Raw genomic sequence first — 11,646 nt, 5'->3', positions numbered from 1 at the left:
CGCCCGCCGGCCGGCGGCGGAGGCGCACGGCTCAGCGCCCGCTGCCGCCCCGGTGGCGCAGCCGCAGTCGCAGCGGCACCAGCGCCGACTCGATCTGCGTCGCGAGGTTCATCTTCGACACCCCGTCCGTGCGCTCCTCGAAGCGGATCGGGATCTCCACACCGCTGAAGCCGCGGCGCATCGCCAGGAACTTCAGCTCCACCTGGAAGCTGTATCCGGCGCTGCCCAGCGTCGTCAGGTCCACCGCGCGCAGGGTCCGCGCCCGCCACAGGTTGAACCCGGCGGTGATGTCGCGGATCCGGGTGTCCAGGATCGTGCGCGCGTACTGGTTGGCGAAGCGCGACAGCGCCTTCCGGTGCACGCCCCAGTCCTCGTCCAGCGAGCCCCCGTCGACATACCGGCTGCCGACGACGAAGCCCGCCCCGGTCGCCAGCGCGGTCCCCAGCAGCTGCGGCACCACATGCGGGGGGTGGCTGCCGTCGGCGTCCATCTGTACGACGTACTCGGCGCCCTCGTCCAGCGCGGCCAGCATCCCGGCCGCGTAGGCGCGCCCCAGGCCGTCCTTCCCGGTGCGGTGCAGCACGGTCATCCGCGGCCGCGCCCCCGCCTCTTCCGGGCGGTCTGCGTTGTATCCGGCGGCCAGTTCGTCCGCCAGCCGGCCCGTGCCGTCGGGGCTGGCGTCGTCCACGACCTTCAGCTGCAGGCCGGGCAGCCCCAGGGCCAGCACGGCCTCGGCGGTCCGCGGCAGACTGTCCGCCTCGTTGTACGTCGGCATCACCACGGTCAGCGGCAGCGTGCCCCACTCCTGGGGGAGCTGCCCGGTCGCGGAGGGCTGGGGCATCGGATCTCCGTACGTCGGGGGCGTCTGCGCTCGTCGGCGGGCCGCCGGCCGAGCCGGCTCAGCAGCAGCCGGCCCCCGGCAGCGTCCGCATATTACGTGCCTCGCGGCTCCTGGCCGCGAGCAACTCGTCGGCGGGGTAGCCGACTTCCTCCAGCGTCAGCCCGTGTGGCCGCACGACGCGCACGGACGAGTCGCGCACCGCGGCGGCGAGCACCTGCCCCGGCCACTCCACCGGCCGGTGCCCGTCACCGACCGACAGGAGCGCCCCCACCAGGGAGCGGACCATGTTGTGGCAGAAGGCGTCGGCCCGCACGGTCCCGGTGACGATGCCGTCGGTGCCGCGCTCCCAGATGAGCTGCTGGAGGGTGCGGATCGTGGTCGCGCCCTCGCGCTTCTTGCAGTACGCGGCGAAGTCGTGCTCCCCGATGAGGGCCTGCGATGCGGCGTTCATCGCCGGGAGGTCCAGCTCCCTGTCGTGCCACAGGACGTGTCCGCGCAGCAGCGGGTCGACCCCGCCGGGCCGGTCGCTCACCCGGTAGGCGTACCGGCGCCAGATCGCCGAGAAGCGGGCGTTGAACCCGGGGGGCGCCTCGGCCACCCGCCACACCCGGACGTCCTGGGGCAGCCGCCCGGACAGCCGCCGCAGCAGCTTCTCCCGGTGCTCCTCCCACACCTCGCGGGGCAGGTCGGCCTGGGCGACCTGGCCGCGGGCGTGCACCCCGGCGTCGGTGCGTCCGGCGACCGTCAGGTCGTACGTCCTCGCCGAGCGGGTCACCGTACGGATGGCCGACTCCAACTCGCCCTGGACCGTGCGGCGTTCGGTCTGCTTCGCCCAGCCGGAGAAGTCCCTGCCGTCGTACGCAAGGTCCAGCCGCACCCGTACCGAACCGGGCTCCACCTCGTCACTCACCAGCGCATCCTCTCAGCCTCGCACCGTCCGCACGGCGGCGCGCGAGGCGCGGCACCGCACAGAGACCACCACACAAGAAGAACGGGCCCGCACCGCCCCGGAGGGAGATACGAGCCCGTTCAGCTGTCTTCAGAACGTTGTCCTCAGAGCACAGTTCTCAGAAGAGCACAGCCCTCAGAACACTGTCTTCGTGAAGAAGATCAGGCGTCCTTGGACTCCGCCTCGACCGGCTTGGCGTCCTCGACGACCTCGGCCGGGGCCTCGGTCTTCGGGGCAGCGTCCTTGGCGGCACGCTTGGTCGCGGCCTCGGCCTCACCGGTGGCCTCCTGGGCCACGGTCAGCGCCTCGACCAGCTCGATGACCGCCATCGGGGCGTTGTCGCCACGACGGTTGCCGATCTTGGTGATGCGGGTGTAGCCACCGGGGCGGTTCTCGTACCGGGGGGCGATCTCGGTGAAGAGCGTGTGGACGACGCCCTTGTCCGTGATCGACTTCAGCACGAGGCGACGGTTGTGGATGTCGCCCTTCTTCGCCTTGGTGATGAAACGCTCCGCGACCGGACGCAGGCGGCGAGCCTTGGCCTCGGTCGTGGTGATGCGGCCGTGCTCGAACAGCGACTTCGCGAGGTTCGCGAGAAGCAGACGCTCGTGCGCGGCGCCGCCGCCCAGACGGGCACCCTTGGCGGGCTTCGGCATGTGTTTCTCCTTGTGATCTGCACCGGCCGTATCAGGTACCGGTGTCAGTTACCGACGGGCTGCTGCCCGCCGGAAGTCGGCGCGAGCCGTACTGCTCAGTACTGCTCGGTCTCCACGAACCCGGCGTCCGCGTCGTCGTCGGCGCCGAAGGCGTCAGCGGCGGCGGTCGGGTCGAATCCGGGCGGGCTGTCCTTGAGCGCCAGGCCCATACCGGCCAGCTTCGCCTTGACCTCGTCGATCGACTTCGCACCGAAGTTGCGGATGTCGAGCAGGTCGGCCTCGGAGCGGGCCACCAGCTCGCCCACCGAGTGGATGCCCTCGCGCTTGAGGCAGTTGTACGACCGGACGGTGAGCTCGAGCTCCTCGATCGGCAGGGCCAGATCGGCGGCGAGCGCGGCGTCCGTCGGCGACGGGCCCATGTCGATGCCCTCGGCGTCGATGTTGAGCTCGCGGGCCAGACCGAACAGCTCGACCAGGGTCTTGCCGGCCGACGCCATGGCGTCACGGGGACGCATGGCCTGCTTGGTCTCGACGTCGACGATCAGCTTGTCGAAGTCGGTGCGCTGCTCGACACGGGTCGCCTCGACCTTGTACGTGACCTTCAGCACCGGGGAGTAGATGGAGTCGACCGGGATACGGCCGATCTCCTGGCCCAGCTGCTTGTTCTGCACGGCGGAGACGTAGCCGCGGCCGCGCTCGACGGTCAGCTCCATCTCCAGCTTGCCCTTGCCGTTCAGCGTGGCGAGGACCAGGTCGGGGTTGTGCACCTCGACACCGGCCGGCGGGGCGATGTCAGCAGCGGTGACCAGGCCGGGGCCCTGCTTGCGCAGGTACATCACGACCGGCTCGTCGTGCTCCGAGGAGACGACCAGCTGCTTGATGTTGAGGATGAGGTCGGTCACGTCCTCCTTGACGCCCGGCACGGTGGTGAACTCATGCAGGACGCCGTCGACGCGGATGCTGGTGACAGCGGCGCCGGGGATCGAGGAGAGGAGCGTGCGGCGGAGCGAGTTGCCGAGGGTGTAGCCGAAGCCCGGCTCGAGCGGCTCGATCACGAACCGCGAGCGGTACTCGTCGACGACCTCTTCGGTCAGCGACGGACGCTGAGCGATAAGCATGCGGTGATCCTTCAGTCGTGGGCGCCCACTATTTGACGCCCCCAAGGTGCTGCTGTGGTGCACGGTCCAGCCGTGCTGCACGTACTACAAGAGTACGAGTCCTACAAGGGTACGGGCGGTACGCCGGAAAGTGGCCGTACCGCCCGCATAACCCTGGAGAACAGTCCGACGCCGGAGCGTCAGACGCGACGCCGCTTCGGGGGGCGGCAGCCGTTGTGCGGGGTGGGGGTGACGTCCTGGATCGAGCCGACCTCCAGGCCGGTGGCCTGGAGGGAGCGGATCGCGGTCTCACGGCCGGAGCCGGGACCCTTGACGAAGACGTCGACCTTGCGCATGCCGTGCTCCTGCGCGCGACGGGCGGCCGACTCGGCGGCCATCTGCGCGGCGAAGGGGGTGGACTTGCGCGAGCCCTTGAAGCCGACGTGGCCGGCGGAGGCCCAGGAGATCACGTTGCCCGAGGGGTCCGTGATCGAGACGATCGTGTTATTGAACGTGCTCTTGATGTGGGCATGCCCGTGAGCGACGTTCTTCTTTTCCTTGCGGCGCACCTTCTTGGTAGCACCCTGACGGCCCTTAGGAGGCATGTCTTACTCCCGGTGGAGTGGAGGTGATCGGTCCTACAGCGAAGACCGCTGAACAGCGTCCCTAGCTGAGGACTACTTCTTGCCCGGCTTCTTCTTACCGGCGATCGCGCGACGCGGGCCCTTGCGGGTACGAGCGTTCGTGCTGGTGCGCTGGCCGTGGACCGGCAGCCCACGACGGTGACGCAGACCCTGGTAGCAGCCGATCTCGACCTTGCGGCGGATGTCGGCCTGGATCTCGCGGCGGAGGTCACCCTCGGTGCGGAGGTTGGCGTCCACGTACTCGCGGATCTTGACCAGGTCCTCTTCGGCCAGATCACGAACGCGGGTGTTGGGGTCAACACCGGTGGCGGCCAGGGCCTCCTTGGACCGGGTGCGCCCGATGCCGAAGACGTAGGTGAGGGCAACCTCCACGCGCTTTTCGCGCGGGATGTCAACACCTGAAACGCGTGCCATTCAATGGCTCCTGTTGATATCGGGGGTCTTCCGCAGAGCCTCTCCCAGACGAAAGTGCCTACTGATGCGTAGGCACTCTTCCGGGTCCCCGGCCCCCGCCGGAGGTGTCGCCCGCTGTGTCAGCTGGGCGGGCCCTGCGTATGTACGTATTTACGTGCGTCGCGCGAAGAACTGCGAGGTGCAGGTCGTGCTTCAGCCCTGGCGCTGCTTGTGGCGCAGGTTGTCGCAGATGACCATGACCCGACCGTGACGGCGGATCACCTTGCACTTGTCGCAGATCTTCTTGACGCTCGGCTTGACCTTCATGGGATGTCAGGTTCTCCGGGTCGGTGCCACCACCACGCCGTGAAGCGGGGTGCGGGCAAGATCTACTTGTAGCGGTAGACGATCCGACCACGCGTCAGGTCGTACGGAGACAGCTCCACGACGACCCGGTCATCCGGAAGGATGCGGATGTAGTGCATCCGCATCTTGCCGCTGATGTGCGCTAGGACCTTGTGACCGTTCTGAAGTTCCACCTTGAACATTGCGTTCGGGAGGGACTCGATCACGGTGCCCTCGATTTCGATGGCACCTTGCTTCTTGGCCACGCTTCGCCCTTCGAATCGGCTACCTTGATCGGCTCCGTACAGCACGTATGCCGCCCTGAGATGCACGGAGACATACGGGTATACGCGAGCCGACGAGTCAGTCTACGTCAGGGCATCCATAAAGACGAATCCGGGAAGGATGCCCTGCTGTCAAGATCCTTAAGCCACTCGGCCGTACTCGGGCCCGCCGGCACACCGGTCGGCACACCACCCGGCCACCGGTCCGCGCTCAGCCCAGCGGGTCCGGGGCCACCGTCACACCCAGCTCCGCCAGCTTCGCCTTGCCGCCGTCGGGCGCCGTCAGCACGATCAGCCCCTCGTCGGTCAGCGCGATCGAGTGCTCCCAGTGCGAGGACCAGGTCCCGTCGGTCGTGATGACCGTCCAGTCGTCCTGCAGCACCTGGGTGCGGGGCGTGCCCAGCGAGACCATCGGCTCGATCGCCAGGCAGAAGCCGGGGACCAGCTTCGGGTTGTGCCGGCCGATGAGGCGGCGCTTGTCGACGTAGTTCAGCAGATGCGGGTCCATGTGCATCTCGGAGCCGATGCCGTGGCCGCCGTAGTCCTCGATGATCCCGTACTTGCCGGATGACGGCCGGGGCTGGCGCCGGATGTAGCCCTCGATGGCCTTCGACACCTCGGCGAGCCTGGCGCCCTTCTTCATCGCGGCGATACCGGCCCACATCGACTCCTCGGTCACCCGGGAGAGCTCGACCAGCTCCGGAGCGTGCCCGGTGCCGACGAACGCGGTGTAGGCGGCGTCACCGTGCCAGCCGTCGATGATCGCGCCGCAGTCGATCGAGATGATGTCGCCGTCCTTGAGGACGGTCTTCTCGTCGGGGATGCCGTGGACGACGACCTCGTTCACCGACGTGCAGATCGTGGCGGGGAAACCGCCGTAACCCAGGAAGTTCGGCTTCGCGTTGTGATCGGCGAGGACCTTGCGGGCCACCTGGTCCAGGTCGTTCGTGGTGGCCCCGGGCACCGCGGCCTCACGGGTCGCGGCGTGGATCGCGGCGACGACCAGCCCCGCCTCACGCATCTTCGCGATCTGCTCGGGAGTCTTGATCTCCACCATCGAAATTGCCTTCCGCATCGAACCGGATCTGTCCGCCGGACAGTGAACTGTCCGCGCTCTGTCTGTCTGCTCAACAGTACGGCCGCGGCGTCCCGGGGACACCGCGGCCGTGCGTACACGTACTGGCTGTCAGACCTTGTCGGTCTGCAGGGCCTCCATGGCCCGCTCGGTCACCTCGGTGACCTTGCCGAGCGCGGAGATCGTCGCCACCAGGCCCTGGGCCTTGTAGTAGTCGATGATCGGCTCGGTCTGCGTGTGGTAGACCTCCAGCCGGGTACGCACCGTCGCCTCGGTGTCGTCACCGCGCTGGTAGAGCTCGCCGCCGCAGATGTCGCAGACGCCGTCCTTCTTCGGCCGGCTGTACTCGACGTGGAACACATGACTCGAGTCGTTGCGGCAGATACGCCGTCCGGCGATCCGCTTCACGACCTCGTCCTCGGGGACCTCGAGGTCCAGCACCGCGTCCAGCTTCTGTCCCTCGGCGCTCAGCCACTCGTCGAGTGCCTGGGCCTGGATGACATTGCGCGGGAAGCCGTCGAGGAGGAAACCGCCCTCGGCGTCCGGCTGGGACATCCGCTCCTGCGCCATCCCGATGGTGACCTCGTCCGGGACCAGCTCGCCGGCGTCCATCAGCGCCTTGGCCTGCTTGCCCAGCTCCGTGCCCTGACTGATATTGGCACGGAAGAGGTCGCCCGTGGAGATGTGCGGGATGACCAGGTCCTTGGCAAGGTACGCAGCCTGCGTTCCCTTGCCCGCCCCGGGCGGTCCGACGAGGACGATACGCATCAGCGGAGGAACCCTTCGTAATTACGCTGCTGGAGCTGGCTCTCGATCTGCTTCACGGTCTCCAGACCCACACCCACGATGATGAGGATGCTCGTCCCGCCGAACGGGAAGTTCTGGTTCGCGCCGAAGCCCACCAACGCCATCGTTGGGACAAGAGCGATCACACCCAGATACAGCGACCCCGGCCAGGTGATCCGGTTGAGCACGTAGCTCAGGTACTCAGCGGTCGGTCGGCCAGCCCGGATGCCCGGGATGAAGCCACCATACTTCTTCATGTTGTCGGCGACTTCCTCGGGGTTGAACGAGATCGCCACATAGAAGAAGGCGAAGAACACGATCAACAGGAAGTACGTGACGATGTAGGCCGGGTGGTCGCCCTTGACCAGGTTGTCCTTGATCCATGTCGCCCAGCCCGCCGTCGAACCGCTGAACTGCACGATGAGGCCGGGGATGTAGAGCAGCGACGAAGCGAAGATGACCGGGATCACACCGGCCTGGTTCACCTTGAGCGGGATGTACGTCGACGTACCCCCGTAGGACTTCCGGCCGATCATGCGCTTCGCGTACTGGACGGGGATACGGCGCTGGGCCTGCTCCACGAAGACGACGAGTCCGACCATGGCCAGACCCACCAGGATCACCGCGCCGAACTCGATCCAGCCGCCCGCCAGCTTGCCCTGCTGCTTGACGGCCCACAGCGCACCGGGGAAGCCGGCCGCGATGGAGACGAACATCAGGATCGACATGCCGTTGCCGATACCGCGGTCGGTGACGAGCTCGCCGAGCCACATGACCATGCAGGTGCCCGCGGTCATGCAGATGACCATGACCACGGTGGTGAAGATCGACTGGTCGGGCACGATCTGGTTGGCCACGGGGCAGCTGCCGAAGAGTGCGCCGGTCCTGGCGGTCGCCACGAGACCGGTGCCCTGGAGGATCGCGAGCGCCACGGTCAGATAACGCGTGTACTGCGTGACCTTCGCCTGACCGGACTGCCCCTCCTTCTTCAGGGCTTCCAGCCGCGGGATCACCACGGTCAGCAGCTGCAGGATGATGCTCGCCGTGATGTACGGCATGATGCCGAGCGCGAAGATGGTGATCTGCAACAGTGCGCCACCACTGAACATGTTGACCAGGCCGAAGAGCCCCTGGTTGGTCTTCGTCTGGTCCAGACACTGCTGGACGTTCGAGTAGCTGACCCCGGGGATCGGGATGTGCGTTCCGAGCCGGTAGATCACGATGATGGCGAGTGTGAACAGCAGCTTCTTGCGCAGGTCGGGCGTCTTGAACGCTCGGGCGAACGCGGTGAGCACGGTGCCTCCTGCGACCCCCGCGCGTCTGCGTAGAGGTGACGGTCTTGAGAATTCGACGATGGACGGTATGCGTATCGGTCAATAGCCCCGCGCGGACACACCACGCTGAGTACAGACAGTGCAGCGCCACCATACCGGCGACCCTGCCCGCCTAGGAACGACCAACCGGGGATGCCCTTTCAAAAAGGCATCCCCGGTTGGGTGTTCACGTCATCGAGTCGTCTCAGACGAGCTCGGTGACGGTGCCGCCCGCGGCGGCAATCTTCTCCTTGGCGGAGCCGGAGACGGCGTCAACCGAAACCGTCAGCGCCACCGAGATCTCGCCCTGGCCCAGGACCTTGACGAGGCTGTTCTTGCGAACCGCGCCCTTGGCGACCAGGTCGGCCACCGTGACGTCCCCACCCTGCGGGTAGAGCTCACCGAGCTTGTCCAGGTTGACGACCTGGAACTCGGTGCGGAACGGGTTCTTGAAGCCCTTCAGCTTCGGGAGGCGCATGTGGAGGGGCATCTGCCCGCCCTCGAAGCGCTCCGGAACCTGGTAACGGGCCTTCGTGCCCTTGGTACCACGACCTGCGGTCTTACCCTTGGACGCCTCACCACGGCCCACACGGGTCTTGGCGGTCTTGGCACCCGGGGCGGGCCGGAGGTTGTGGACCTTCAGCGGGTTGTTCTCCGCCATGTCAGTCGACCTCCTCAACCGTCACGAGGTGGCGGACGGTGTTAGCCATTCCGCGGAACTCGGGGCGGTCCTCCTTGACAACCACGTCGTGCAGGCGCTTGAGCCCGAGCGAACGCAGCGTGTCGCGGTGGTTCTGCTTGCTGCCGATGTACGACTTCGTCTGCGTGATCTTGAGGCGAGCCATTACGCACCCGCTCCCGCACGCGCACGGAGCAGAGCCGCGGGGGCGACGTCCTCGAGGGGCAGACCACGGCGAGCCGCGATCTCCTCGGGACGCTGCAGGCCCTGGAGGGCCGCCACGGTCGCGTGCACGATGTTGATCGCGTTGTCGGAGCCGAGCGACTTCGACAGGATGTCGTGAACGCCGGCGCACTCCAGAACGGCGCGCACCGGGCCACCGGCGATAACACCGGTACCGGGGGAAGCAGGCTTGAGCAGGACGACGCCCGCGGCCTTCTCGCCCGTGATCGGGTGAGGGATCGTGCCCTGGATACGCGGGACCTTGAAGAAGCTCTTCTTGGCCTCTTCGACGCCCTTGGCGATGGCCGCGGGAACTTCCTTGGCCTTGCCGTATCCGACACCTACGGTGCCGTCACCGTCTCCGACCACGACGAGCGCGGTGAAGCTGAAGCGACGACCACCCTTGACAACCTTGGCAACGCGGTTGATCGCGACTACGCGCTCAACGTAAGCGGTCTTCTCGGCGGCAGCGCCACCGTCGCGACCCTTCCGGTCCCGCCGCTCGCCGCCACCGGCACCGCTTCCGCGGCGCTGGGGTCCAGCCATTGGATTTACCTCTCTCTGTTACGTCCGTTAGTCCCGGAACCGGGGCTTAGAACTTCAGCCCGGCTTCGCGGGCGGCGTCAGCCAGAGCGGCAATGCGCCCGGCGTACCTGTTGCCACCACGGTCGAACACGACAGCCTCGACACCCGCGGCCTTCGCACGCTCGGCGACGAGCGCGCCGACCTGCTGTGCCTGGGCGCTCTTGTCGCCCTCGCCACCGCGGATCGAGGTGTCCAGGGTCGACGCCGAAGCGAGCGTGTGGCCCGCGATGTCGTCGATGACCTGCGCAACGATGTTGCGGTTGGAGCGCGTCACGACCAGGCGCGGACGCTCCGGCGTGCCGGAGACGTGCTTGCGGACACGGACGTGGCGGCGCTTGATGGCAGCGCGCTTGTACGCGTCACCCTTGGCGATCTTTACACCGTATGCCATGGCTTACTTACCCGCCTTTCCGACCTTGCGGCGGATAACCTCGCCGGCGTACTTGACGCCCTTGGCCTTGTACGGGTCGGGCTTCCGCAGCTTGCGGATGTTAGCGGCGACCTCGCCGACCTTCTGCTTGTCGATGCCCTCGACGCTGAGCTTCGTGGGCGACTCGACCTTGAAGGTGATGCCCTCGGGGGCCTCAACGACGATCGGGTGGCTGTAGCCCAGGGCGAACTCCAGGTTGGAGCCCTTCGCCTGGACGCGGTAACCGACACCGCTGATTTCGAGCGCCTTGGTGTATCCCGTGGTCACGCCGGTGATCATGTTCGCCACCAGCGTGCGGGACAGGCCGTGAAGGGCCTTGTTCTGACGCTCGTCGTTAGGACGGACGACGTTGAGCACGCCGTCCTCGCCCTTGGTGACCTCGATCGGCGACGCGACGGTGTGCGAGAGGGAACCCTTGGGTCCCTTCACCGCGACCGTGCGGCCATCGATGGTGACGTCCACACCGGCGGGAACCTGGATGGGGAGCTTGCCGATTCGCGACATGAGCTTTTCCTCCGTTCCCGACTACCAGACGTAGGCGAGGACTTCCCCACCTACGCCCTTCTTGCTGGCCTGCTGGCCGGTCAGGAGACCGTGGGACGTGGAGATGATCGCCACGCCCAGGCCGCCGAGAACCTTCGGCAGATTGGTGGACTTCGCGTAAACACGCAGACCCGGCTTCGAAATCCGCTTGATGCCGGCGATCGAGCGCTCGCGGTTCGGGCCGAACTTCAGCTCGAGAACGAGGTTCTTGCCGACCTCGGCGTCCTCGGTCTTCCAGCCGGTGATGAAGCCCTCCTGCTGGAGGATCTCCGCGATGTGCGACTTGATCTTGCTGTGCGGCATCACGACGGAGTCGTGGTACGCCGAGTTTGCGTTACGCAGACGCGTGAGCATGTCTGCGATGGGATCAGTCATGGTCATGAATTGGCCTTCGGCCTCTCTCGCCGGGGTTTCCTGTATGCGCCATCCCTCTCCCCGCTCAGTGGCGGGACGGGTGCGGTGCGGGGACCTACGGCGTAGTAAGCGTTTTGTCAGCGGGCTTTGCCCGCGGGCGGTCGGGCGGCAGAGGCCCAACCCCGCAAGCCTACGGCATACGGAGGAGGGCTTCTGCCGACCTGATGCTTACCGAGAGCCTCGGATAATTCCCGGAAAGGGAATTACCAGGAGCTCTTGGTCACGCCCGGCAGCTCGCCGCGGTGGGCCATCTCACGAAGGCACACACGGCACAGGCCGAACTTGCGGTAGACGGAGTGGGGCCGGCCGCAGCGCTGGCAGCGGGTGTACCCGCGGACGCCGAACTTCGGCTTGCGGGCGGCCTTAGCGATCAGGGACTTCTTCGCCACG

The 11,646-nt window shown here is 67.0% G+C and carries 18 protein-coding genes; all 18 read right to left on the bottom strand.

Going from position 1 to position 11,646, the window contains the following annotated elements:
• Window positions 1-31 precede the first annotated feature (31 nt).
• Complete coding sequence (locus G3I19_RS17025) at window positions 32-841, bottom strand: polyprenol monophosphomannose synthase (protein ID WP_164264463.1); 810 nt, start codon at window positions 839-841, stop codon at window positions 32-34.
• 58 nt (window positions 842-899) lie between these two features.
• Window positions 900-1,751 carry a tRNA pseudouridine(38-40) synthase TruA gene (truA, locus tag G3I19_RS17020; RefSeq protein ID WP_164264462.1) on the bottom strand — a complete coding sequence of 284 codons (852 nt, stop codon included), beginning with the start codon at window positions 1,749-1,751 and terminating at the stop codon, window positions 900-902.
• A 200-nt stretch (window positions 1,752-1,951) separates the two neighbouring features.
• A complete protein-coding gene (rplQ, locus tag G3I19_RS17015) occupies window positions 1,952-2,446 on the bottom strand; it encodes a 50S ribosomal protein L17 (protein ID WP_164264461.1) in 495 nt (164 codons plus the stop codon).
• Between the two features lie 95 nt (window positions 2,447-2,541).
• A complete protein-coding gene (locus G3I19_RS17010; RefSeq protein WP_164264460.1) occupies window positions 2,542-3,564 on the bottom strand; it encodes a DNA-directed RNA polymerase subunit alpha in 1,023 nt (340 codons plus the stop codon).
• Window positions 3,565-3,743: 179 nt separating this feature from the next.
• Window positions 3,744-4,148 (bottom strand): 30S ribosomal protein S11, encoded by a 405-nt coding sequence (gene rpsK, locus G3I19_RS17005; protein WP_125496499.1) that lies wholly within the window; start codon window positions 4,146-4,148, stop codon window positions 3,744-3,746.
• Between the two features lie 72 nt (window positions 4,149-4,220).
• Complete coding sequence (gene rpsM / locus G3I19_RS17000) at window positions 4,221-4,601, bottom strand: 30S ribosomal protein S13 (protein WP_164264459.1); 381 nt, start codon at window positions 4,599-4,601, stop codon at window positions 4,221-4,223.
• A 192-nt stretch (window positions 4,602-4,793) separates the two neighbouring features.
• Window positions 4,794-4,907, bottom strand: coding sequence for a 50S ribosomal protein L36 (gene rpmJ, locus G3I19_RS16995; RefSeq protein ID WP_003956441.1), 114 nt, complete (start codon window positions 4,905-4,907; stop codon window positions 4,794-4,796).
• Between the two features lie 62 nt (window positions 4,908-4,969).
• Entirely contained in the window at window positions 4,970-5,191 is a 222-nt protein-coding gene (gene infA / locus G3I19_RS16990; RefSeq protein WP_003956442.1) for a translation initiation factor IF-1, read from the bottom strand.
• A gap of 229 nt (window positions 5,192-5,420) precedes the next feature.
• Complete coding sequence (gene map, locus G3I19_RS16985; RefSeq protein ID WP_164264464.1) at window positions 5,421-6,266, bottom strand: type I methionyl aminopeptidase; 846 nt, start codon at window positions 6,264-6,266, stop codon at window positions 5,421-5,423.
• Between the two features lie 129 nt (window positions 6,267-6,395).
• On the bottom strand, window positions 6,396-7,052 hold the full coding sequence (locus tag G3I19_RS16980; protein WP_164264458.1) for an adenylate kinase: 657 nt from the start codon (window positions 7,050-7,052) through the stop codon (window positions 6,396-6,398).
• On the bottom strand, window positions 7,052-8,365 hold the full coding sequence (gene secY / locus G3I19_RS16975) for a preprotein translocase subunit SecY (protein WP_164264457.1): 1,314 nt from the start codon (window positions 8,363-8,365) through the stop codon (window positions 7,052-7,054). The genes G3I19_RS16980 and secY overlap by 1 nt, the downstream gene beginning before the upstream one ends.
• A gap of 223 nt (window positions 8,366-8,588) precedes the next feature.
• Window positions 8,589-9,044, bottom strand: coding sequence for a 50S ribosomal protein L15 (gene rplO, locus G3I19_RS16970; protein ID WP_164264456.1), 456 nt, complete (start codon window positions 9,042-9,044; stop codon window positions 8,589-8,591).
• Between the two features lies 1 nt (window position 9,045).
• Complete coding sequence (gene rpmD, locus G3I19_RS16965; RefSeq protein WP_024491595.1) at window positions 9,046-9,228, bottom strand: 50S ribosomal protein L30; 183 nt, start codon at window positions 9,226-9,228, stop codon at window positions 9,046-9,048.
• A complete protein-coding gene (gene rpsE / locus G3I19_RS16960; protein WP_164264455.1) occupies window positions 9,228-9,830 on the bottom strand; it encodes a 30S ribosomal protein S5 in 603 nt (200 codons plus the stop codon). The genes rpmD and rpsE overlap by 1 nt, the downstream gene beginning before the upstream one ends.
• 46 nt (window positions 9,831-9,876) lie before the next feature.
• On the bottom strand, window positions 9,877-10,260 hold the full coding sequence (gene rplR, locus G3I19_RS16955) for a 50S ribosomal protein L18 (RefSeq protein ID WP_164264454.1): 384 nt from the start codon (window positions 10,258-10,260) through the stop codon (window positions 9,877-9,879).
• 3 nt (window positions 10,261-10,263) lie between these two features.
• Entirely contained in the window at window positions 10,264-10,803 is a 540-nt protein-coding gene (gene rplF / locus G3I19_RS16950) for a 50S ribosomal protein L6 (protein WP_164264453.1), read from the bottom strand.
• 21 nt (window positions 10,804-10,824) lie between these two features.
• A complete protein-coding gene (gene rpsH, locus G3I19_RS16945) occupies window positions 10,825-11,223 on the bottom strand; it encodes a 30S ribosomal protein S8 (RefSeq protein ID WP_164264452.1) in 399 nt (132 codons plus the stop codon).
• Between the two features lie 236 nt (window positions 11,224-11,459).
• Window positions 11,460-11,645 carry a type Z 30S ribosomal protein S14 gene (locus G3I19_RS16935; RefSeq protein ID WP_024491590.1) on the bottom strand — a complete coding sequence of 62 codons (186 nt, stop codon included), beginning with the start codon at window positions 11,643-11,645 and terminating at the stop codon, window positions 11,460-11,462.
• Window position 11,646 lies beyond the last annotated feature (1 nt).

This window comes from Streptomyces sp. SID10853, assembly GCF_010548145.1.
Lineage (GTDB): Bacteria > Actinomycetota > Actinomycetes > Streptomycetales > Streptomycetaceae > Streptomyces.
Note: the sequence above shows the minus strand (reverse complement) of the source record. Positions and strands in the feature narration are given on the sequence as shown.